This window comes from Gulosibacter chungangensis (genome assembly GCF_008831155.1).
Taxonomy (GTDB): domain Bacteria; phylum Actinomycetota; class Actinomycetes; order Actinomycetales; family Microbacteriaceae; genus Gulosibacter; species Gulosibacter chungangensis.
Map to the genome: position 1 here is coordinate 241355 of NZ_WBKB01000001.1, position 22704 is coordinate 264058.

Genomic DNA, 22704 nt, shown 5'->3' on the forward strand with positions numbered 1-22704 from the left:
TAAGGCTGCTTATCGTGGCGGGATGGCCAACACGTTCAAGAAATCTCCCGGCAACCCGCGAGGCGAAGCGGCGGGGCTGCGCTGGCTCGCTGCCGGTGAAGCCCGCGGTGGTGCGCACGTCGCCGAGGTGATCTCGGTCACCGATCGGGTGCTCGAGATTGAATATCTGCCTTCGACGCGCCCCACGGCCGAGGCCGCACGTGCCTTCGGCGGCGCCCTCGCCGTCACGCATGCGGCGGGTGCGAGTTGGTGGGGTTGCCCGCCGGATGGCTGGGTTGGTGGGGCGAATGTGGGGAATTCCCGCACCCCGCTGGTGCTCGATGAGGCCCAGGCGGCCGCGAGCTGGGGCGAATTTTATGCGCGCTCGCGCATCCTCGAATTCGCCGACCGTCTGCGTGAGAGCGGCTCGATCACTACGGCAGAGTACGGGGTATTTGCGGAACTCGCCGAGCGACTCCGGGCCGGTGATTTTGATGTTCCGCAGCCTTCGCTGGTGCGTGCGGCCGGTTTCGAGGTGGCACGTGTTCACGGAGATATGTGGTCCGGGAATGTGCTCTACGACGGCGGTGCGACCGGCGCGAGCTTGATCGACCCCATGGCACACGGTGGTCACGCTGAGACCGACCTCGGCACCCTCGCGGTCTTTGGTTTTCCCTATCTGGATGAGGTCTACCGCGGCTATCACGCTGCGTCACCGTTCGCTCCGGGCTGGGAGGACCGCATCGCGCTGCACAAGCTTGGGATTCTGATCATGCACGCGGATCTCTTCGGTGGCGGCTACATCGGCGAATCCCTTCGGATTGCGAAGAGCTACCTGTAGCTGGGAGAGTGGCGGGCACGGGTCGTACGCTGGGCAGTATGACTCGTGGATTGCTTCGCCTCGCTGCGCTCTTTGCACTCGCCGGAGGCGTTTTGCTGAGCAACGTCATCCTGCCAGCATCGCCTACTGGCGCGGCAGCAGCGCCCACACCGGGGCCGGTCGAAGCGGAAGCTGCGCCGCTAATGATGGTGCCGCAACCGAGCCAGCTACCGCCGGCAGACGAGACACCATTCACCGGGTCTTGGACACCCGAGTCGGGGACGCGCATTCTCGTGGGCGATGCGAGTTTCGCGACCGAAGCATCCCGCTTGGCGGAGGAGCTCGCGGCCCTGGGCATCCTGCTGGCCGAGCCCGAGATCTTCTTATTGCCCGAAGGTGGGGCCGCGGCAGCAGAGGTGCTGGCTGGCGACATTGTGCTCGAACAAGGGTCGAATGGCCCCGCAATCCTCGCAACCCCGGAAGGGCTCACTATTTCGGGTGCGGATAGCCAAGAGATCTTCCGCGCCACCAGGCCCTTCCTTCAGCAGCTGGTGGCCACTGAGAGTGTTCCTGCCGGGCATTTCGTCTTCGACTTACCCGCGGAGCAGATTCGTTCGGTGCACATCGACATTGCCCGCAAGCACTACCCAATTGCCTCACTCGAGGCGCTCCTTTTTCAGCTGAGTTGGTACGGGTTCAACGAACTCGAGCTGCATTTCTCGGAGAACGAGGGGTTCGCGATCGAATCCACCACGCACCCGGATATTGCTTCGGAAGACGCCCACTCGCAAGCCGGGATCAGCGAGCTGATCGACCTAGCCAATTCGCTGCACATCCGGGTGGCGCCCTCGCTCGATATGCCCGGCCACCTCGATCACGCGCTCGACACCTACCCGGAACTTCGGCTGCGGGATCCCTCCGGCGGAGAAGTCTTCGGTGCCCTCGATATCACGAACCCAGATGCACTGGCCTTCGCGCAGGACCTCATCGGCGAGTACACCGAGCTCTTTAGTCAGCCGGAGTTCAATGCACCGGTGGCTTGGCATCTCGGCGGCGATGAATTCGTGAATTTCGATAGCGACTACGAGGTTGCCGCGCTGACGGCTTCCGCCCAGGCCGAATACGGCGCGAACGCAACAGCCTACGACGCGCTTACCGCGTTTGTGAACGATATCGCCGCGACGGTTCGTGACGCCGGTTTCCAGCCGCGGGTGTTTAGTGACGGGATGCTGCGCTCTGACGAAGTGCCACTCGACCCGCAGATTGAGGTCACCTATTGGACCCAGCGCCCGCCGGGCGCGGTACCGGCGAGCGAGTTCGCGGCGGCCGGCTACCGGCTCGTGAATGTGAACGACGAGTACCTGTATTTTGTGCTCGGCGAGCGAGTGGGATACGACTATCCAACCGGGGAAGCCATACTCGCCGAGTGGAATGACACGGTCTACCCCTCGGTCGCCGGCGCTCCCGAAATCATCGAAGCATCCACCGGCGGGATGCTCGCGATCTGGAGCGACATTCCGGATGCGCTCGACGCGGATTCGGTGGTCGCAGCCGTGCGCACGCCGATGGCGGCGATGGCGGTGAAGTTTGCGAGCCCCGAGACGACGATGCCGTTCAGCTACCTCGAGACGATGCTGGATGCATCCGACGAGCCCCCGGCCGTTCGGGCGAGCGACCCCGGAGAGCTCGATACCCTCGCTGGCGAGAGCACGATGCCCCCAACCGAACCATCGGGGACTGATGATCCTGGTGGGGGCGTGCCCATGTTCGAGTCACTGCTGGCGAACCAGTGGCTGTGGTGGCTCGGCGGGGCGCTCGTGGGGATCGCTGCGATTGTCGCGACCGCCGCCGTGCGTCGCAGGCGCGGCTGACAGGATGCGCGACTCGCGCACCTAAAAAAGCCCGGCCCTTGTTTGGGCCGGGGTTTAGTCGCTTATCCGCGTGGGTGCTTAGGCGTTTGCCTGCAGGTAAGCCAGCGGGTCGGTGGTCGAACCGTTGACGTGCACCTCGAAGTGGAGGTGAGCACCGGTCGAAACACCGGTGTTGCCGACGTTACCGATGGTCTCGCCCGCAGCAACGCTCTGGCCAACCGACACGTTGATTGACGAGAGGTGCGCGTAGCGGGTCAAGATGGTCTGACCGTTGATGGTGTGCTCAACGTCGATGTAGTTGCCGTAGCTGGTCGAACCGAAGTCGGTGGCGACAACGGTACCGGCGGCCATCGAACCAACAGCTGCACCGTAACCGGGCGTGAAGTCGACGCCCTCGTGCCAGCTCGAGGCACCCGCGGTCGGCGAGGTGCGCGGACCGTAGTAGCTGCTGATGCTGGCGCTTGCGCCAACCGGCCACACAATGCCAGCCTGCGCGGCGGTGGTGCTCGAGGTCGATCCCGAAGCGGCCTGGGTGGTGGCTTCTTCCACGGCCTCTTCCTGCACGGCGAGGCCCGCAACGGTGTCCGCGTCGAATGCGGTGACCGAGGTCACCTCGATCTCGGGTGCGGTTGCGGCGGCAACCTGTGCGTCCGTGACAGTGGCGTCTTCGGCAGCAACCTGCTCAGGTGCGACTGCAGCCATGATGGATGCGGTCTCGGGCGAGACGGTCGCGGTGGCTTCACCAATCTCGGTGCTCCCGGCGGCGGCGAAGGCGGCGGCCGAACCGGTGCCGATTACTGCGGCACCGGCCATCAGGCCGAGTGCCACGGTCGAGCCCGAAACGTTACGGCCAGCAAACACGCGGCTTGTGCGGGTGCGGCCACCCTTCCACTGTGCGCGGAAGGATTCGGGAATTTCGATTTCGAAGGTGTCGACCTGGGAAGGGCTGAAGGGGGTGATGTCCAGAGTCTTGGCAACGCGTGCTGCGCGCAGCGACTCCGCGAATGCCTCGACACGAGCCTGGGCTTCAATCGCACGCTCGGCTTCGCGACGTTCGCGGCGAGTGGCATACTGGATGGGCTCGGTCGGGTTGGTCTCAGAAAGTGCGTCTACAGTGGCCAACTGCGGTGCATCCTCCAACGCACAAAGCGAGGGGGTGACCTCAAGCTTCGTGAGGCTAACGCCAGCCTCCGCTGCAGCTGCCAGTTCTTCGAACTGTGCGTCAGCCTGAGCGGGACGGACCTTGGTGGGGATAAACGACATAAGAAAAGTGGCTCCTCGTAATTGGGACTTGAGAACCATAACGAAAAAATAACGAACAGGTCAACCCCTCGTTATTTTTTCCGTGATTTTTCTCGCGTGTGAGCGCCTTAAGCCGACACCCTTCCGCATGCTGGTGCGGATCTCACGAAACCTGAGAGTTCCTCGCGTTCAGTAACATGGCCGTTATAAACCGTCGTGATTTTCGTAACCTTTGTGACAAACACCGCACCCTGTTAGCATCCACAGCCCGCGGGCCATCTTCCCCACTGTTTCAATCAGCGGTGCGTCGGTAGTGTTTCAGAGGTGGGCACACCACGCCCAGGAGCCACTTCTGGCTCAGCATCACCCCAGACCCATTGGCTCTCTATGCCTAATGCCTTCCTATTCGGGCAATGGGTCACCTCGAGTGAACGGATAACCATGACGAATAAGTACGTGATCGATTCAATCCCCGGCGATGGAATTGGCGTGGACGTCACCGATGTCGCAATGCGGATGGTCGACGCGGTCGCCGAGTTGCACGATTTCTCGATTGAGTGGCGCATTCGAGATTGGAACAGTGACCTTTATAAGAAGACCGGTCGCATGATGCCCGTCGACGGCATCGAGCAGCTTGCCACGGGTGATGGCATCTACCTCGGCGCCGTGGGCACCCCGGATGTTCCCGATGACATCACGCTGTGGGGCCTACTGATCCCGCTGCGTCGCAAATTCGACCAGTACATCAACCTGCGCCCAATGCGCCTGCTCCCCGGCGTCAAGGGCAGCATGCCGGGACTCGAGAGCCTCGATGTCGTTGTGGTTCGTGAAAACGTGGAAGGCGAATACTCGACGATCGGTGGCCGCTTCGGCACCGGGACCCCGGAAGAGTTCGCCCTGCAGGAGGCCGTCTTCACCCGTAAGGGCATCACTCGCGTGGCCCACTACGCAGCGAAGATCGCCGCTTCCCGCAACGGCAAGCTGGTGTCGGCAACCAAGTCGAACGGCATCATCCACAGCATGCCGTTCTGGGACGAGGTCGTTGCCGAGACCCTTGCCGAGTACCCCGCAGTGGAAGTTGAGAAGGTCCTCATCGACGCACTCGCAGCGCGCGTGGTGATGAAGCCGACCACCCTGTCGACGATTGTCGCCTCGAACCTCTTCGGCGACATCCTCTCGGACCTCGTTGCCGGAGTTGCGGGTTCGATCGGTATCGCGCCGAGCGCGAATCTCAACCCCGAACGCCGCTTCCCCTCGATGTTTGAGCCGGTGCACGGCTCGGCACCCGACATTGCCGGTAAGGGCATCGCAAACCCGATCGGCGCCCTGTGGGCCGCGGCGATGATGCTCGAGCACCTCGGCGAGACCGCCGGTGCCCAGTCGCTCACCAAGGCTTTCGAAAGCGCACTTGCCGACGGCATCGCCACCCCGGACCTCGGCGGCACCGCGACCACCGAGTCCTTCGCCGACGCAGTCCGCGAGCGCCTGAGCTAGCCACTCCCCACAAACAATCCGCCAGTTGCTCCCCAGCAGCTGGCGGATTTTTTCGCGCGCCTATTGAGTACGGCAGGATGCGCAGACTGTCACGGGTTCGCTCGACAGCTACCGGATTACCTTGCTCGCTGACTGGCTAGCCGACCGATTTTCCGTCAAGCCGGCAGGAGGCCGTCGTGCCGCTAGTCGGCGAGGTTTTCTACGTGCGCGCGGATCGCATCCGCCTCGGCGTCATACCAGCCCCGCTCGGCGCCGAACCCAACGAGCCGCTCGATGTGCTCATTGCGCTCCTCACTGGTGTCGCCGTTGCGAAGAAAATCGATGGAGATCCAGAGGTGGTCGGCATCGGTGATCGGGACGATCGAAATGTGATCGGTGGCGAGATCGGAAAGCTGGGTCGCGGTTCGCCCCTGCGCATCCACGTGCAGGCGCGAGAAGTCATTGGGCTCGTCGAGCGTAAAGCCGTCGTCATTGGCGGTGATAATCATGCACTCCAGCCTGCTATAGGCGCATCGGCGTTGGCTGGATACCCATGCTTTAACGCGCAGAAACTTTCCTACAGGCACCTGTTGCTATTTCCTGCGTGTACCTGTAGATTATTCAACAGGTACTGATTGAACAGGTACCATCATCTTTAGGAAAGGATCCAACACTATGGATACCGAAACGCTTTTTCACAAGTTTCGACACATTTCTCGCCTCATGAAGCCTCGCGGTCGTCGCGGCGGTCAACCTGGCGGACCCGGCCGAGGCTTCGGTACAGGCCCGGGCGGTCGCCACTACGGCGAACCTCAAGTAGCCGACCCAACTCGCGGGCAGGGGCGCATCATTGCCGCACTCAAACTGCAGGATGCAGTTCCCACCAAAGACCTCGCTTACATTCTTGGGATGCGAGTTGCGTCCCTGAACGAGCTCCTCGGCAAGCTCGAGCGAGCCGAGCTCATCACTCGCGAACCATCCGAGGCGGATAAACGCGTGATCCTCATCAAGCTCACCGAGGAGGGGCGCAGCACCGAGCAGTTCAAGCCCCAGCGACCGGATGCGTTTTCGACGCTCTCGGAGGAAGAGCAGGAACAGCTCGGCGAATACCTCGACCGCATCATTGAGCACCTCGAGTCACAGCTCGGCGATGCAGACGAAGCCCCCGATGAGGACTTCGAGCGCTGGAGTGAGCAGGCCCGTGCCCGCATGGGCGAAGAGAACTTCGCCCGGTGGATGTCGCGGATGTCCGAGTACGAACCAGAGGGCTATGCCGGCATGTACTCGCGTCGCTTCGGTGGGCCGGGTCGCGGCGGGCACGGACACGAAGGACACGGTCGCGGTCATGGCCACGGTTATGGTCGGGAACACCACTAGCCACTCAGTTTGAATCCGAGCAAGAATCCCGCGAGGGTCAGCGTCTTCACGTTGACCCTCGCGCTCGTTTCCACCGCATATCAGCACACAACCAGGCTCGCCCAACGAAGCGGTCGATAATAAGAGGCATGTTTGTGGCGAATCCCGAACGTGCCCAGAACCAGCTCCGAGCCTTTCTCTTCGACCTAGATGGAGTGATCACGCCGACTGCGGAAGTGCACCGGCGAGCTTGGGCCGCGCTGTTCACCGCCGAGTTTGCTGCCCGCGGCGCTGCGCCGGAATATACGGAAGCGGATTACTTCACTTATCTCGACGGCAAGCCGCGCTTCGACGGGGTGCGGGACCTACTCGCATCCCGCGGCATCACGCTCCCTGAAGGAGAGCCAACCGATCCGCCAGAGCGCGAGACTATCGCGGGGCTCGGCAACCGCAAGAACGAGCACTTCCTACGCATTCTTGAAGAAGGCGGGGTCGAAGCCTATCCGGGGTCGCTCGCACTCCTCGAAGCCTGTCGGCGGTTCGAGTTCGAAGCCGCGATTGTCACCAGCTCTCGCAATGGCAAGCGAGTGCTGCTTGCTGCGGGCCTTGCCGACCGTTTTGAGGTCGTCGTCGACGGCATCCACGCGAGCGAACTCGGTTTACCGGGTAAGCCCGCCCCCGATACCTATTTACAGGCTGCCCACGAGCTCGGCATTCCAAGTAGCGAGTGCGCGGTGGTCGAGGATGCCGTCTCGGGTGTCGCGGCGGGAGCCGCGGGAGACTTCGGCCTCGTCATCGGTGTCGACCGCGGGGTCGGTCAGGATGCACTAGTCGCCGCGGGCGCGGACCTCGTCGTGACCGACTTGGCCGAGCTCATCCCAATGCTTGGGGCAGAATAGTTCGGATGTCTCACTTACTGTTCGAACCACTCACACTTCGCGGGTTAACGATACGCAACCGGATCTGGGTGCCACCAATGTGCCAATACTCGGTCGAGAAGCTCGACGGAGTCGCCACCCCCTGGCACCTTGTGCACTACGGCGGGATGGCCCGCGGCGGGGCCGGCGCAGTGATCGTCGAGGCCACCGGGGTCGTCCCCGAGGGGCGTATCTCGCCCAAAGACCTCGGCCTGTGGAACGACGAGCAGCGGGATGCACTGGTCCCGGTTGTTGAGTTCATGCATTCCCAGGGTGCGGCAGCGGGGATCCAGCTCGCACACGCCGGGCGCAAAGCATCCACTTGGCCGGAATGGGGCGTCGATGGCGAGGGCAGTTTGCCCGAAGCTGAGGGCGGCTGGCAGACCGTGGCGCCTTCAGCGGTGGCTTTCCCGGGACTTGCCGAACCGCGAGCGATGACCGTCGAAGAGATCGCACAGGTAGTGACAGCGTTCGCAACGGCTGCCCGACGTGCGCTTGACGCGGGCTTCGATTTCATCGAGGTTCACGCGGCGCACGGTTATCTCCTGCATGAGTTCTTGTCGCCCCTGAGCAACCTCCGCACCGACCAATACGGAGGCAGCGAGGAGAACCGCGCGCGATTCCTCCTCGAAGTCGTCGACGCGATCCGTGCTGAGGTTGGTGAAGCCGTACCGGTACTCGTGCGGCTTTCAGCGACCGACTGGACCGAAGGTGGACTCACCCTCGACGACACCGTAGAGATAGTGCGAAAGCTCGGCGACCGTGGCGTGGACCTTATTGATGTGTCCACGGGCGCGAATGTTCCCGCAAAGATTCCGGTTGGTCCCGGTTATCAGGTCGCTTTTGCTGCGGGTGTTCGCCAGCAAACGGGCGTCCCCACTGCAGCGGTCGGGATGATCACCGAGCCGTTCCAGGCAGAACAAATCCTCGCTACCGGGCAGGCCGACGTTGTGCTCCTGGGCCGCGAGATGCTTCGCGACCCAAATTTCGCACTGCGCGCAGCAAAGTCGCTCCGGCATTCGATCAGCTATGTTCCGCCGCAGTACCACCGCGCGCATCGCTAGCCTCGCGCACTAGTGAGGAACAGGGGAACGGTCGTCGCGATGGCGACCGTTCCCCTGTTCCTATCAGGCGCTTCGTTCAATAATGAGGTGCATGGTTGCCCCACAGTTAACGTGCGCAGCGGGTCCCGTTCCGGTAACCGCACGGATGTGTACCCGGCGCACCCGCCAAGCGAGGGCTGAGCAGTGAGCGAATTTGAGTCCAACGGATTCCCACCCGAGCAGAAGCCTTGGCGGAGCGAACCCGAGCGAAAGCCAAGATCACGCCGCGATCCGCAGCCCGGCGAGGAACTCGATCGGTCGATGTTCCCGGTAGACCCCTGGGCGCTTGTCGAAACGCGATTCGACCCGAGCATCCTGGGCCGAACCGAATCGCTCTTTGCTGTGGGCAATGGCTATTTGGGCATGCGCGGCAATATCGACGAGGGCCGCGAGGCTTCCGAGCACGGTACCTATATCAATGGGCTGCACGAGACCTGGCCGATCCGGCACGCTGAGGAAGCGTTCGGATTCGCGCGCGTGGGGCAGACCATCGTGAATGCGCCTGATCCGAAGGTGATCAGGCTCTATGTGGACGATGAGCCCTTCATACTCTCCACCGCGGAAATTGTTTCCTATGAGCGTCGGCTCGATTTCCTCAACGGCACGCTGAACCGCGATGTCACCTGGCGCACGTCCAGCGGGAAGCACGTGCGCATCCGTTCGAGTCGACTCGTGTCCTTCACAGAACGGCACCTCGCGATCATCGACTACGAGGTGGAGCTGCTGGATGCGGATGCCTCGATTGTGATCTCCAGCCAGCTGCTCAACCGGCAGGACGGGGTGGATGAATACCGTGACCAGCCGCAACCGCCGACGGAAGAATCCGCGGCTGGTTTTGACCCGCGGAAGGTCGAACAACTTGAGGGACGCATCCTGCAGCCGGTCCTGCAACGTGAGGAGCAAGGGCGATTTACCCTTGGCTACCGCGTCAGCAATTCGGGAATGTCACTTGCCTGCGCGGTCGACCACCGACTCACCGTGGGTGGCGCCGCGACAGGTAATTGGCGAGTCACCAATACGGTCCAGCCGGACCTGGCGAAGCGCGTGTATCGCATCAATGGGCAGGCAAACCGTCCCATTCGGCTGACGAAATACGTGAGCTATCACACCGCGCGGTTTGCTCCAGCCCGGGAGCTTGCGGATCGTTGCGACCGCACGCTCGACAGGGCGTTGGAGACCTCCGTGGTCGAACATCGCAATGCGCAGCGTCGCTGGCTGGGGGATTTTTGGAAGGAATCCGACGTCGTCATCCACGGGCAGCCAGACCTGCAACAGGCAATGCGCTTTGACCTGTTTCAACTTGCACAAGCGGCGGCGCGCGCCGATGGCCTCGGAATTCCCGCGAAGGGCGTCACCGGGTCTGGCTACAGCGGACACTATTTCTGGGATTCAGAAATATTTGTGCTGCCATTTTTGACGTATACGCAGCCGACCATGGCTCGGAATGCGTTGCGGTTCCGCTACAACATGCTCGATGCGGCGCGGATGCGCGCGAACGAGTTGAACGAACGCGGCGCACTTTTCCCTTGGCGCACAATCAACGGTCTCGAATCGAGTGCATACTACGCTGCCGGAACCGCGCAGTTCCACATCGACGCCGACATCACCTACGCGATGGCGCAGTATATTTCCACCACCGGCGACGCCTCGTTCCTGTTGAATGGCGCCTTCGACGTCTTCGTTGAAACCGCACGCATGTGGTACGACCTGGGCTTTTGGCGAGAAACCTATGACTCCACCGATGCTTTCCACATTCACGGGGTCACCGGGCCGGACGAGTACACCACGGTGGTGAATGACAATCTCTTCACCAATGTAATGGCCCAGCAGAACCTCTACATTGCCGCCGATGTGGTGGAACTCATGCGAGACACCCATCCGAGTGACTTCGCGCGCGCCATACAACGGCTCGGGCTGACCGTCGAAGAGGTGCAGAGCTGGCGTCGCGCGGCGGAATGTATGTTCATTCCCTACGACGAAAAGTTCCGCATCCACCCGCAGGATGCCTCCTTCCTTGATAAGGAAGTGTGGGATTTGGAGCGCACCCCGGACTCGCAACGACCGCTGCTGCTGCACTACCACCCGCTGGTGATCTACCGATTCCAAGTAATCAAGCAGGCGGATGTGGTGCTCGCGCTCCTGCTGCGAGGTGACCTGTTCACGCCCGAAGAGAAACTGCGCAATTTCGAGTATTACGACGTGCTCACGACCGCCGACTCGAGCCTGTCGGCGGCGGTGCAGTCAGTGATTGCAGCTGAAGTCGGTCACATGAAGCTCGCAGAGCAATACTTCCGGCACACCGCCTTCGTGGATCTCGCCGACCTGCATGGCAACACCGACGTCGGTATTCACGTGGCTTCTTCTGGCGGATTATGGCTGGGCGCCGTGTTTGGTTTCGCCGGGATGCGCGACCACCAGGGCGAGATTACCTTCGATCCGCGGCTTCCGGATGGTTGGGAGGGCATCGACTTTTGTCTGCGGCTGCGTGACTCCCGCATCCGGGTGGAGCTGCGCCCTGCGACCATCGCTTTTGTGCTCGAGCGCGGTCACGCAGTCACAGTGAAGGTGCGCGGCCAGGACGTCACGATTGGCACCGACGGGCCGACCGTGGTGAAGCTGGAGCACCAGGGGCCGCGGCAGACGAAGCGGCTCGGGATGCACACGATCCACGGCTGGCATCGCGCCGACGGCACGCTGCTGACCGCCTCGGTGCCAACGATTACCGGTCAGATTCCGCAGGTCGGACTCATCCAGGTACGCGACGAGGTGCCCGAACCGGCGGCGTTCAACGATATGTAGGCTCGGTGGCGACTCCCAGCTCACGTTCGTTGTGATGCCATCCTCCTCTTCACCAACGATTGCGACATCATCAGCCGGGGCGTTGTTCTGACGATGAAGTGCCCGCGGCTAGGGGTTCTGAGCTTGCGCGGCCGTCACCAACTGCGCCAGTTCTGTACCCGGCTCAGTGAGTCGGGTCACGGTGTCGAATACGATGCGCTGCATCTCTGAGGCCGCCGCCGAAAGCCGCACATCGCTGCGCCGCGCGAGATTCACCGTCCTTGTCAGAGGCGGATCCACGAGTCTCGCGCTGCGCAGCATTGGCCGGTCCAGCACCACCATGGCCGGGACCACCGCGACACCCAAACCTCGCTCCACGAACCGGAGCACCGCATCCATCTCGGCCCCTTCAACCGCGATTGTGGGCGTGAGGCGCTGAGCCGCGAACGCCGCATCCGTCGCGATCCGCAAGTCGTAGCCGCGGTTGAATGCCGCCTGCGGGATCTCGGCGAGCTCCGCGAGCGTCAGCTCTCCCGGCACCGATCCGGTATCCAAACCCAAAACCTCCGCCGCAGAAATCACCACGAGTTCCTCCGACAGCAGCGGAATCAGCTCAATCGTGGTGGCTGGAAGTTCCTCCTCGCGCGTCACCACAAGGGCCAGGTCCAGCTTGCTTTCCTCGAGTGCATCCACCAGCAGTCGGGAACCGCTCTCGGTCACATGCAGGTCGATCCCCGGATGCGCGGAACGGAAGGTCGCGAGGACATCCGCCACCATCGAAACGCACAGTGTCGGCGGCGCCCCGAGCCGCACGTGGCCGCGGCGCAGCCCGCTGATTTCGTCGAGTTGGCGACGGGCGAGTTCCGCGTCGCCAAGCATCCTCCGCGCGATTGGTAGCAGTATTTCACCGGCATCGGTGAGGGTGATTCCCGTGGGTGCGCGGCGGAATAGTTCATTGCCAAGATCCGCCTCCAGAGTAGAAATCTGCCGACTCAGGGATGGTTGCGTCACGAAAAGCTCTTCGGCCGCACGAGTGAAATTGCCGATTCTCGCAACGGTTTCGAAGGCGCGCAGCTGGTGCAGTTTCATAGCCATAGCCTAAATGCATTGCGATTAGGAACAATATGCATTAGCGCAATAGGTTAGGTAAGCCTAACGTGGGTGAGCATGATCAACGAACAGACACCCGAGCGCCTCCTGTCGACTTCAGTTCTCGTGATCGGCACCGGCGGCGCCGGCCTTCGCGCATCCATCGAACTTGCCGAACGCGGCGTACAGGTCCTCGCCGTCGGCAAGCGTCGCAAGCACGACGCGCACACTACCCTCGCGGCCGGTGGCATCAACGCCGCCCTCGCCACGATGGACCCGGAAGACTCCTGGCAGCAGCACGCCGCTGATACCCTGCGCGAGTCCTACTTCCTCGGTGACCCTGCGATCATCGAAACCGTCACGCGTAACGCAGCGCAGGGCATCGACGACCTCGACCGCTGGGGCATGCCGTTTGCTCGCGAAGAGGACGGCCGCATCTCGCAGCGCTTCTTCGGCGCGCACAAGTACCGCCGCACGGCATACGCCGGTGACTACACCGGCCTGGAGATCCAGCGCACGCTGATGCGTCGAGCAGCCGAACTCGCCGTCGAGATCATCGACACGATCTACATCACCCGCATCCTCGTCTCGGAAGGCGTGGTTTTTGGCGCCTACGGCTTCGACATTGTTGATGGCACACCGGTGCAGATCAACGCGGATGCGGTCATCCTCGCTGCCGGTGGGCACACCCGCATTTGGCGCCACACCTCCTCGCGTCGTGACGAGAACACCGGTGACACCTTCCGCCTTGCAGCACTTGCCGGTGGCAAGATCCGCGATGCCGAACTCGTCCAGTTCCACCCGTCGGGACTGCTTGAGCCGGATGACGCCGCGGGCACTCTCGTCTCCGAAGCAGCCCGCGGTGAGGGCGGCATCCTCACCAATGCCCTTGGCGAGCGCTACATGGAGAAGTACGACCCAGAACGCATGGAGCTGTCGACTCGTGATCGCGTGGCACTGGCGAGCTACACCGAGATCCAGGCGGGCCGTGGCACCGAAAAAGGCGGCGTCTACCTCGACGTTTCGCACCTGCCGCGAGAGGTCATCCTCGAAAAGTTGCCGCGCGTGTACCGCACCCTCATCGATCTGCAGATGCTCGACATCACCAAAGACAAGATGGAGATCGCCCCGACCGCGCACTACTCGATGGGCGGCGTTTGGGTGACTGCGGACGACCACAGCACCGGTGTCGACGGGCTCTACGCGATCGGTGAGGCAGCTTCTGGGCTGCACGGTGCGAACCGTCTCGGCGGCAACTCGCTTATCGAGCTGCTCGTTTACGGACGCATCACCGGCGGCGTTGCGGCCGAATACGCAACGTCACGCACCACCGTGCACCGCGACAAGGATGCGGTGGCTGAGGCTCGCGAAGAAATGCAGGCATTGTTGCGTGAACACGGCACCGAGTCAGCTCGTCGACTGCAGCGAGAGCTTCGCAACCTCATGAGTGCGCACGCCGGCGTGGTCCGCACCGAGCAGGGTCTCGAAGAGGGCCTGCGCAAGCTCGATGAACTCGAAGAACGCGCGAAGCATGTCACCGCGCACCCAGACATTGCTGGTTTCGATGACCTCGCGCACGCCTTCGACCTGCTCGGCTCGCTTCTCGCCGCACGCGCAACCCTCGAGTCAGCAATCGAACGCCGTGAGACCCGCGGTGCCCACAACCGCGCTGACTACCCGCAGACCGACCCGAAGCTGCGCGGAAACTTCGTGTGGTCACTCGCGGACGGCATCACGTTCGAGCCGCTGCCGGATGCGCCCGAGTCGTTCCGTGCGCTGGCGGAAGAAGAAGCCGATGACTCGGTGAAGGGCAAACTCGTCGAGTAGCTTCGGCTTCGAACAGGGGGCCGTCTGCATCGACCGGGGTCGATTGCTCCGAGCCGGGCTGATAGAACACCCCGGCTCGGAGCGAACGACTTGGTTCGACAACGCGGTCTTTCCTATGAAATCGTAGGTGACCTCTGACATGTCGGGTTGCTCCTAGAGGGTGTGGGTATCGATGACGAAGCGGTAGCGAACGTCGGCCGAGAGCACCCGCTCCCAGGCCTCGTTAACTTCTTCGGCGCTGACCAGTTCGGTCTCGGGGTGGATGCCGTGCTCGGCACAGAAGTCGAGCATCTCCTGAATCTCGGCGATGCCACCCGTGGTGGAACCGGCGAGAGTGCGGCGGTGAGGGATCAGGGAGAACGCCGGTACGGAGAACGGCTCAGCGGGTGCGCCGACGTTCACCAGTGCCCCATCGACGTCGAGCAGGCCCAGGTAGGTGGTGATGTCGAGGCCCGCCGACACGGTGCTGATGATCAGGTCAAAACTCCCGGCCATCTCTGCCATGGCCGCGGCGTCAGTGGTATCGACGTAGCGATTCGCGCCGAACGCGAGCGCGTCGTCCTTCTTCTTGACGCCACGGGAGAGCACAGTCACCTCCGCGCCGAGAGCAGCGGCAAGTTTCACGCCCATGTGTCCGAGTCCGCCCATCCCGACGACGCCGACGCGGGTGCCGGGGCCGGCCTTCCAATGTTTCAGCGGCGAGTAAGTGGTGATGCCCGCGCACAGCAGAGGTGCGGTCTTGGCGGGGTCGAGCCCAGCGGGGATCGCGAGCACGAAGTCCTCATTGGTGACGACCGCCTGGGAGTAGCCGCCTTGGGTGATGGTGCCGTCGGCAGGGTCGACGCCGTTGTAAGTTTGGGTGTTGCCGTTCAGGCAGTACTGGTCGTGTCCCTGCTCACACTGCGCGCAGGTGCGGCAGGAATTCGACTGGCAACCAACTCCCACGACGTCGCCGAGTTGGTGCTTGGTGACTGCACTGCCGATCTGTGCGACGCGGCCGACGATTTCGTGGCCGACGACCTGCGGGTAGGCGATTGGCCCCCAGTCGCCGCGGATCGTGTGGATGTCGGAGTGGCAGATCCCGGCGTAGTCGATGTCGATCAGCACGTCGTGGGGGCCGACCTCGCGGCGCTCGATCGTCAAAGGAACAAGTGGGTCGGTGGCGTTGACTGCTCCGATGGCTTTCACGGTTCGCATCAGGTGGTACTCCTTGGGTTAGTCGGCGATGGTGATGGCGGTTTCTTGACCGTCGAGCAGTTCGATCTGGTCGATGTCGTCGGCGTGCTGTCAAGAGGAGTTTCCTCCGTGCCAATGACTTCTCCACTCATCGAGTGAACACGATGCGCGCATAATCTGGGAGGCCCTGTCAGGGACTCCCTCCACGGCGATGACGCCTCTACCGTGGAAGCATGCCGGTCATCGCTACCGTCGGAGCCAGACCTGGACCCGGAGTCACAGTCGCGCACAAGCTCGGAAGCGATCGGAGCTCAAGGAATCAGGAGTGCCTTGATGGCGCGCCGCTCGTCCATGGATTGTTCGGCGGCGACTGCTCCGTTCTGTGGCCGTAAGGCTTTAAGGAGCGAGACTTCAAGAAAGCGGCGTAGCGTGGAGAGTCCCGACCGAAAGGACGGATCTTGAACGCTTCACCGAGTCAGTCTTCCACTCAACCGGCCGACGCGGGACACCCGCAGGCCGAGCCTTTACCCATCCGCCTCGGCTCCAGGTTCGCGAGCGACTTCCCCGAGCTGAGCATCTCTTGGCAGGCGGATGTACCGCCGAACCCGCAACTGCTCGTGCTCAATGAGTCGCTCGCGGATGAACTCGGGCTCGACCCAGCACAGCTGCGCTCCCCCGCCGGGATCGGCCTCCTCACTGGTACGCTGCTCCCCGCCGATGCGGTTCCCGTGGCGCAGTGCTATGCGGGGCACCAGTTCGGCGGCTATTCGCCCCGGCTCGGCGACGGCCGCGCGCTGCTGCTCGGGGAGCTTAGCGACGCAGCGGGTGACACACGCGATCTGCACCTGAAGGGTTCCGGCCCAACCCCGTTCTCCCGCGGTGGCGATGGCTTCGCGGTGGTTGGCCCGATGCTGCGCGAGTTCATTGTGAGCGAAGCGATGCATGCGCTCGGTATCCCAACCACACGATCCCTCGCGGTGGTGCAAACCGGTCGCACTGTCTATCGCGAAGACCCCGAAAAAGGCGCGCTACTCGTGCGCGTCGCGAGCAGTCACCTGCGCGTGGGCAGTTTCCAGTACGCGCGCGCCACAAACGATCTGGACCTCCTTAAGCGGCTCGCGGATCACGCGATCGCCCGCCACTACCCCAATGCCGCGAGCGCCGAGAATCCTTACCTCGAATTGTTCAATCAGGTCATCTCGGTGCAGGCAACGTTGATCGCGCAGTGGATGCTCGTCGGTTTCGTGCACGGCGTGATGAATACCGACAATATGACTATCTCGGGCGAGAGCATCGACTACGGCCCCTGTGCGTTCATCGACGATTTCAATCCGGCTGCGGTATTCAGCTCGATCGATCACGGCGGCCGCTACAAGTTCGGCAATCAGCCGGTGGTGGCCGAATGGAATCTGGCCCGCTTCGCCGAGTCCTTGCTGCCGCTATTTGCTGATTCGCAGGATGCCGCGGTCGAGCACGCCCAGGATGCGCTCGGCAAATTCACCCCGCAATACAGCGCTGCCTGGTCGGCGGGGATGCGTAAGAAGCTCGGGCTGGCAGAGGCCGACGCGAGTTCCGCCGCAGATATCGCCACCGAGCTCTTCGAAATTCTCAAGGTTGAGCGCGCCGACTACACCTCACTCTTCCGCAATCTCGCGGATGCCGCCCGCGGCAACACCGTGCCGGTCACGGTGCAGCTTGCGGGTTCGGAAGCGTTCGCGGATTGGCTCACTCGTTGGCGCGCGCTCGACCCCGACGCCGCGGCGATGAACCGCGTCAACCCGCTCTACATCCCCCGCAACCACATCGTCGAAGAAGCTCTCGCCGCAGCTACAGCCGGTGACATGCATCCGGTCAGCGAGCTATTGGAGTTAGTCACCGCTCCCTACGCCAAGCAACCCGGTAAAGACCGCTTCGCCCAAGCGGCCCCCGACAATTTCGGGCCCTACCGAACTTTCTGCGGGACCTAGGCCCCGCAAGGATCAGGGACATCTAAGACTTCCACCTTGTCACGCGCTACGAAGGCAGTCTTTCGAGTACGGTTCGTTATATGGCGAGCAAGAATTCTGGCAAAACTCGATCCGTCACCATGGCTGATGTTGCGAAAGAAGCCGGAGTTTCCCGACAGCTAGTTTCGCTAGTGGTGCGGAATACGGGCTATGTCGCCCCCGAAAAACGCGAGCTCGTGGTCGAAGCAATGCAGCGACTTGGGTATCAGCGCAACACGCTCGCGGCAAACCTCGCGGCGAAGCAGACCAACACGATCGGCCTGGCAATCTTTGATTTGCACAACCAGGTCTATGCCGAATTTGCCGATGGAATTCTCGAAGTTATTGAGCCTGCGGGCTACAAGCTACTCGTCTCGGTGACTCGGAAAGAATCGGCCGCAGATCGAACAACTGTGGAATCGCTGGTTGGCCTGCGCGTGGACGGCATTCTCGTCGCTACCCACTTCGGCGCCGATGGCCGAAACCTCAGCCAAGCCCTTGCAAACACGCCTGCAGTCACCTTGGGTGAAGTTGCTGATGAACCGAATATCGGCGCGATTAGCGGCAATGACTCGCTCGGTGGAAAGCTCGCCACGGAGCACCTCATCAAACAGGGGCACCAGCAAATCGCCTATATCGCCGCACCAATAACCCACCAGAACGCTGACCGCCACCGCGGTTATCTTTCGGCTTTGGAAGACCACGGGCTCGCCGAACTGGTGTTCTCCGGCGATGCGAGTGAGGCCGGCGGCAAGACGGCGTTCGACCTTGCGATGACGACAACCCCGCGGCCCACCGCGTTCTTTTGCTACAACGACGCAACAGCCTTTGGCGTGCTTTCATGCGCCAGAGAGCGCGGCCTGCGCGTCCCCGAAGATCTGGCCGTGGTCGGATACGACAACACGACACCAGCAGGCTATCCCGGGGTTGACCTCACGTCGGTCGACCAGCGCGCACACGAGATGGGCCAGCTGGCCGCCCAGGCACTTCTGGAGCGCATTCGCGACCAGGATGCACCGCTGGAGCAGCAGTCATTGGCCCCCGAGTTGGTAATCCGGCGTTCCTCGGTCACGCCAAATTAATCAGCGCTATTTAGTGGCGCCCACCGGGCCCAATACCGCACCAACGCCGCATCTGTGCTGCACCCTCCCGACAGACCATCTTGGCGCGCGCTATTAGCGCGTGCTAGGATTTCGCATTAGCACGCGCCAACATGCGCGTTACCACTATCAATGGAGCTGGTGTGCAACAATCACTTTCCCCGATTTCTGCGATCTGGACGGATCTCTCAAGTCGCCTCCCAAAGTCCAATGGGTGGCTGCATTCTGGCATCGCGATAAACGACCAGGGCATGATCTATTGCGCGCACCCCGAAGGCGGCGCGCTGCTTGAGATCTGTTCCAAACTCACCCGCAGCATCCCCGTGGAACTGAGCGAGCTTCATGGCATCGCCACTACCCCGGAACCTTCGCTCATCGCCGTTGCCGATCCGGGCTATCGAATGACTCGACTCGACGGCGCTCACCCTCAGGAACAGGGTGCACCGTACCGGGAAGAGTGGACATCGGGACGTGCGGTTCTCCTCAACACAACCGACGGGAGCATCGCCCGAGAGTTCCAGCAACCGGCGATTCCGGCATACGCGAAAGCCGGATGGCGGCCAACTTCTATTGCAATCGGCGAGGGGATCCACGGTGCTGAAGTCTGGATCGCGGATGGTTACGGAGAAAATCTGGTTCACCGATTCACCTGGAAAGGTGGCCATCTCGCCACCTTCGATGCCCACGCAACCGGCACCGCGCTCAACTGCCCCCACGGAATCTTGACCCAGGGGCACGGCGCGGACCTGCGCATCCTGATTGCCGACCGTGCGAATCGACGCATCGTGACAATCTCACCAACAGGTGAAGTTCAACGTGTATTTGGGCGGGAGCATCTCGATAGCCCCTCAAGCCTGACGACCTTGCAAGGCCGGCTTTTCGTGACTGAGCTACACGGCGGTATCGCGGAATTCGACCCACAAGACAACTACGTCAGGCACCTCGAAGCATCCCGACCACGATCACACGAAGAAGCAGCCTGGCCGAACTCTCCCGGAGGCAAGTCGGGCACCATCAATGCCCCAACACTGCAGGAAGGGTGCTTCAACAGCCCGCACGGCCTTACCTCACATCGAGGCAGCCTTTACCTCACCGAGTGGCTCATTGGCGGCCGCCTAATCAAGCTCACGCCATTGCCCCATTAACACTTAATCGCCACAAACCAAATTCAACATTCCAAAACCCATGAGGAAACCACAAAGGAGTGAACCTTGACCTCTTCCACCACTAAGACACAACCTGGCACACCCCCGGGCGGGCAAGCTAACAAGATGAGCTTTGCACGTCGCTTGACATGGATCACCGCGATCGCCACGCTCGGGGGCCTGCTCTTCGGCTATGACACGGGCGTCACCAATGGCGCACTGTCGTTCATGGTCGACTACTTCGGGCTTGACCCGCTGCAAACCGGCCTGATTACCTTCACACTGCTCATCGGCGCAGCAATCGGTGCGGTCGGCTCCGGCAGCATTGCCGACCGACTCGGCCGCAAACGGTCCATCCTGATCATGGCTGTGCTGTTTGTTGTCGGCACGCTCGGCTGCGTTTTTGCACCTGAGCTCGGAGTCCTGCTGTTTGCGCGATTCGTGCTTGGTCTCGCCGTCGGCGCATCCTCGACCGTCGTCCCCGTCTACCTTGCGGAAGTCGCACCACCAGAGCGACGCGGCAGCCTCGTTTCTCGCAACGAACTCATGCTCGTCATTGGACAGTTCCTCGCGTTCCTACTCAACGCAATCATTGGCAACATCTGGGGCTCGAACGACCACGTCTGGCGCTACATGCTCGCCGTTGCAGTCATTCCCGCACTCATGCTGGTCTTCGGAATGCTGCGCATGCCAGAAAGCCCTCGCTGGCTTATCTCACAGGGCCGAGTTGACGAAGCCCGTGCCGTACTCGAGTCGGTGCGACCGCTCGAAACCGCTCGACTCGAGACTGAAGCCATCACCACCATTGCGGAGGAAAGCCCGGGGCGCGCAGACGTCTCGCTCCGAGAAATTTTCGCGACTGCCTGGCTCCGTCGCCTGATGTTCCTGGGGTTGGGAGTGGCCTGCTTCCAGCAGCTCACGGGAGTGAACTCCGTCATGTATTACGGTACGCAGATTCTTGAACAGGCTGGCTTTGAACGAAATGCAGCCCTCATGTTCAACGTCCTCAACGGTGTCATGGCAGTTGTTGGTGTGACCTTCGCAATGCTCATGATGAACCGCATTCGCCGACGCGTGTTCATGCTCACCGGCTACATCGGCGTTACCGTTGCACACGTGCTGATCGGCTGTGTTGGCATGCTATTGCCCGAAGACAACACAGTTCGCCCTTGGCTGCTCACAGTCCTCATCCTCGCGTTCATCCTCGTGATGCAGGGATGCCTCGGCCCGACGCTGTTTGTGATTCTCGCTGAGATCTTCCCGCTCAAGGCGCGAGGCATCATGATGGGCGTAGCCTTCCTCGGACTATGGGTGATGAACTCGATCATCGCCCTCGTCTTCCCGCCGCTGGTCGCAACTTTCGAGTTCGGCACCTTCTGGCTGTTCGCCATCATTGGCGTGATCGCAGTCACCTTTGTCGCGAAGTTCCTCCCCGAAACGCGCGATATGTCGCTCGAGCAGCTCGAAGAGAGTTTCAAGAGCCGCTTCAGTAAGGCGCACTAGCCCGCGCCGGGAAAAATCACGCACCCCTTGACCCCAAATGATGGCGCGCGCTAACATTCAGTTATTGGCGCGCGCCATCACAGTGTTTGAAAGGAAAGATCAATGACGATCAGCATCGACAGTGCTGCCACTGACACCGACTACACCCCCCTCTACGACCCCTTCACCGCCGAGTTTCAGGCCGACCCGTTCTCGTACTACAAGCGACTTCGTGATGAGGCTCCCGTGTACCACAACGAGAAGTGGGACTTCTACGCAATCAGCCGCTACGAGGACGTCCGTGCGGTCCTCAAGGACCACGAGCGGTTCCTCAACTACGAAGGCGTCGACATCGACGATTTCGAGCAGGAACAGCGCGGCCCCGGCATCCTCCCCGACCTCGACAACCCACGCCACGACCAGCTGCGAACCGTAGTCCAGCGCTCGTTCATGCCCCGCAGCATCCGCAAACTCACCGACCAAATCCGGGAGGTCTGCGACGGATTCATCGACAACTTTGCTGACCGCTCGGAAGTCGATCTTGCAGACGAGTTCGCGTGGCCGATTCCTTTCCAGGTGTTCTTCGACTTCCTCGGGATGCCCCAGGGCGAGATTCGCGAAAGGTTCGTGGAATGGACCCACGGCATTAAGGACCGTGAAGTCGGTTCGCCCGATCTCACGCCCTTCGCGCGTAAATCCACCGATGAACTGCGCGAGTACCTCAAAGAACTCCTGTACGAACGTCGTGCCAATCCGCGCGAGGACGTCCTCACCACAATCGTGCAGGCAGAGATTGACGGGGAACCGCTCGCACCCGAAGATTTCGATGCTGCGGCGGAAGTCGTGGGCCTCGTGTTCGCGCTCTACATCGCGGGCATCGAGACCACGGCGGGGCAAATTGCCACCACCTTTGAACAGCTCGCACTTCACCCCGATCAGCAGCAGGCACTCCGCGAGAACCCGAAGCTCATTCCGCAAGCTGTTGAAGAGTCGCTGCGCTTCCGAAGCATCTTCCAGGTGACCGCGCGCACGACGGCCACAGACGTCGAGATGCACGGAGTTCGCATCCCCGCCGGGAAGCGAGTCTTCTTAGTGCTCGGCGCCGCGAACCGTGACGAGCGCCAGTTCGACGACCCCGACACGTTCAACATCCACCGCACCCAGGCACCGCACCTCGCATTCGGCGAGGGGCTGCACGGCTGCCTCGGCAACCCGCTTGCCCGCCTCGAGGCCACGGTCGCACTCGAGCAGATTCTCAGCCGCAAGAGTCCGTTTGTGCCAAACGGTGAACCGCGCCGTTACACCACTACCCCCAACGCTTACGTTTTCGACCGCGTGCCGGTCCGCTTCGAATGAGGAAC

Annotated in this window: 17 protein-coding genes; 13 read left to right on the forward strand and 4 right to left on the reverse strand. The window is 62.1% G+C overall.

The window, feature by feature from the left end:
* Positions 1-22: 22 nt before the first annotated feature.
* Both F8O05_RS01090 and F8O05_RS01095 read left to right on the forward strand, forming a co-directional pair.
* Entirely contained in the window at positions 23-820 is a 798-nt protein-coding gene (locus F8O05_RS01090) for a fructosamine kinase family protein (RefSeq protein ID WP_158050909.1), read from the forward strand.
* Between the two features lie 38 nt (positions 821-858).
* On the forward strand, positions 859-2670 hold the full coding sequence (locus F8O05_RS01095) for a family 20 glycosylhydrolase (RefSeq protein WP_158050910.1): 1812 nt from the start codon (positions 859-861) through the stop codon (positions 2668-2670).
* Positions 2671-2748: 78 nt separating this feature from the next.
* On the opposite strand, the gene F8O05_RS01100 is transcribed toward F8O05_RS01095, so the two are convergent.
* Positions 2749-3933 carry a M23 family metallopeptidase gene (locus F8O05_RS01100; protein ID WP_192496971.1) on the reverse strand — a complete coding sequence of 395 codons (1185 nt, stop codon included), beginning with the start codon at positions 3931-3933 and terminating at the stop codon, positions 2749-2751.
* Positions 3934-4353: 420 nt separating this feature from the next.
* Between F8O05_RS01100 and F8O05_RS01105 the strand changes: the two genes are divergently transcribed.
* Positions 4354-5406: a tartrate dehydrogenase gene (locus F8O05_RS01105; RefSeq protein WP_158050912.1), complete on the forward strand. Its 1053-nt coding sequence runs from the start codon at positions 4354-4356 to the stop codon at positions 5404-5406.
* A gap of 182 nt (positions 5407-5588) precedes the next feature.
* Here the strand turns inward: F8O05_RS01105 and F8O05_RS01110 are convergent, their stop codons facing one another.
* Complete coding sequence (locus tag F8O05_RS01110; protein ID WP_158050913.1) at positions 5589-5894, reverse strand: hypothetical protein; 306 nt, start codon at positions 5892-5894, stop codon at positions 5589-5591.
* Between the two features lie 166 nt (positions 5895-6060).
* Between F8O05_RS01110 and F8O05_RS01115 the strand changes: the two genes are divergently transcribed.
* From F8O05_RS01115 to F8O05_RS01130, 4 genes are all read left to right on the forward strand, one after another.
* Entirely contained in the window at positions 6061-6762 is a 702-nt protein-coding gene (locus F8O05_RS01115) for a MarR family winged helix-turn-helix transcriptional regulator (RefSeq protein WP_158050914.1), read from the forward strand.
* Between the two features lie 128 nt (positions 6763-6890).
* Complete coding sequence (locus tag F8O05_RS01120) at positions 6891-7640, forward strand: beta-phosphoglucomutase family hydrolase (protein ID WP_158050915.1); 750 nt, start codon at positions 6891-6893, stop codon at positions 7638-7640.
* A gap of 5 nt (positions 7641-7645) precedes the next feature.
* Positions 7646-8722, forward strand: a complete 1077-nt coding sequence (locus tag F8O05_RS01125; RefSeq protein WP_158050916.1) for an NADH:flavin oxidoreductase/NADH oxidase — start codon at positions 7646-7648, stop codon at positions 8720-8722.
* 300 nt (positions 8723-9022) lie between these two features.
* Positions 9023-11560 (forward strand): glycoside hydrolase family 65 protein, encoded by a 2538-nt coding sequence (locus F8O05_RS01130; protein WP_158051324.1) that lies wholly within the window; start codon positions 9023-9025, stop codon positions 11558-11560.
* Between the two features lie 108 nt (positions 11561-11668).
* Here F8O05_RS01130 and F8O05_RS01135 read toward each other — a convergent pair whose 3' ends face one another.
* The gene (locus F8O05_RS01135) at positions 11669-12628 is read right to left on the reverse strand and encodes a LysR family transcriptional regulator (protein WP_192496972.1); all 960 of its coding nucleotides are present in this window, start codon (positions 12626-12628) and stop codon (positions 11669-11671) included.
* A gap of 78 nt (positions 12629-12706) precedes the next feature.
* Between F8O05_RS01135 and F8O05_RS01140 the strand changes: the two genes are divergently transcribed.
* Positions 12707-14455, forward strand: a complete 1749-nt coding sequence (locus tag F8O05_RS01140) for an FAD-binding protein (RefSeq protein ID WP_158051325.1) — start codon at positions 12707-12709, stop codon at positions 14453-14455.
* A 153-nt stretch (positions 14456-14608) separates the two neighbouring features.
* Here the strand turns inward: F8O05_RS01140 and F8O05_RS01145 are convergent, their stop codons facing one another.
* Positions 14609-15652 (reverse strand): NAD(P)-dependent alcohol dehydrogenase, encoded by a 1044-nt coding sequence (locus F8O05_RS01145; RefSeq protein ID WP_158050918.1) that lies wholly within the window; start codon positions 15650-15652, stop codon positions 14609-14611.
* Between the two features lie 509 nt (positions 15653-16161).
* Here F8O05_RS01145 and F8O05_RS01150 point away from each other — a divergent pair.
* From F8O05_RS01150 to F8O05_RS01170, 5 genes are all read left to right on the forward strand, one after another.
* A complete protein-coding gene (locus F8O05_RS01150; RefSeq protein WP_158051326.1) occupies positions 16162-17598 on the forward strand; it encodes a protein adenylyltransferase SelO in 1437 nt (478 codons plus the stop codon).
* Between the two features lie 80 nt (positions 17599-17678).
* Positions 17679-18698 carry a LacI family DNA-binding transcriptional regulator gene (locus F8O05_RS01155; RefSeq protein ID WP_158050919.1) on the forward strand — a complete coding sequence of 340 codons (1020 nt, stop codon included), beginning with the start codon at positions 17679-17681 and terminating at the stop codon, positions 18696-18698.
* A 161-nt stretch (positions 18699-18859) separates the two neighbouring features.
* Positions 18860-19861, forward strand: coding sequence for an NHL repeat-containing protein (locus F8O05_RS01160; protein ID WP_158050920.1), 1002 nt, complete (start codon positions 18860-18862; stop codon positions 19859-19861).
* 66 nt (positions 19862-19927) lie between these two features.
* A complete protein-coding gene (locus F8O05_RS01165) occupies positions 19928-21364 on the forward strand; it encodes a sugar porter family MFS transporter (protein ID WP_225735660.1) in 1437 nt (478 codons plus the stop codon).
* A 102-nt stretch (positions 21365-21466) separates the two neighbouring features.
* Positions 21467-22699, forward strand: a complete 1233-nt coding sequence (locus tag F8O05_RS01170; RefSeq protein ID WP_158050921.1) for a cytochrome P450 — start codon at positions 21467-21469, stop codon at positions 22697-22699.
* Positions 22700-22704: the final 5 nt, after the last annotated feature.

What these genes read in the sequence shown, in the direction of transcription:
- F8O05_RS01090 (WP_158050909.1), top strand. Translation starts at nt 23, where the DNA reads ATGGCCAACACGTTCAAGAAATCTCCCGGCAACCCGCGAGGCGAAGCG.
- F8O05_RS01095 (WP_158050910.1), top strand. Translation starts at nt 859, where the DNA reads ATGACTCGTGGATTGCTTCGCCTCGCTGCGCTCTTTGCACTCGCCGGA.
- F8O05_RS01100 (WP_192496971.1), bottom strand. Translation starts at nt 3,933, where the DNA reads ATGTCGTTTATCCCCACCAAGGTCCGTCCCGCTCAGGCTGACGCACAG.
- F8O05_RS01105 (WP_158050912.1), top strand. Translation starts at nt 4,354, where the DNA reads ATGACGAATAAGTACGTGATCGATTCAATCCCCGGCGATGGAATTGGC.
- F8O05_RS01110 (WP_158050913.1), bottom strand. Translation starts at nt 5,894, where the DNA reads ATGATTATCACCGCCAATGACGACGGCTTTACGCTCGACGAGCCCAAT.
- F8O05_RS01115 (WP_158050914.1), top strand. Translation starts at nt 6,061, where the DNA reads ATGGATACCGAAACGCTTTTTCACAAGTTTCGACACATTTCTCGCCTC.
- F8O05_RS01120 (WP_158050915.1), top strand. Translation starts at nt 6,891, where the DNA reads ATGTTTGTGGCGAATCCCGAACGTGCCCAGAACCAGCTCCGAGCCTTT.
- F8O05_RS01125 (WP_158050916.1), top strand. Translation starts at nt 7,646, where the DNA reads ATGTCTCACTTACTGTTCGAACCACTCACACTTCGCGGGTTAACGATA.
- F8O05_RS01130 (WP_158051324.1), top strand. Translation starts at nt 9,023, where the DNA reads ATGTTCCCGGTAGACCCCTGGGCGCTTGTCGAAACGCGATTCGACCCG.
- F8O05_RS01135 (WP_192496972.1), bottom strand. Translation starts at nt 12,628, where the DNA reads ATGAAACTGCACCAGCTGCGCGCCTTCGAAACCGTTGCGAGAATCGGC.
- F8O05_RS01140 (WP_158051325.1), top strand. Translation starts at nt 12,707, where the DNA reads ATGATCAACGAACAGACACCCGAGCGCCTCCTGTCGACTTCAGTTCTC.
- F8O05_RS01145 (WP_158050918.1), bottom strand. Translation starts at nt 15,652, where the DNA reads ATGCGAACCGTGAAAGCCATCGGAGCAGTCAACGCCACCGACCCACTT.
- F8O05_RS01155 (WP_158050919.1), top strand. Translation starts at nt 17,679, where the DNA reads ATGGCGAGCAAGAATTCTGGCAAAACTCGATCCGTCACCATGGCTGAT.
- F8O05_RS01170 (WP_158050921.1), top strand. Translation starts at nt 21,467, where the DNA reads ATGACGATCAGCATCGACAGTGCTGCCACTGACACCGACTACACCCCC.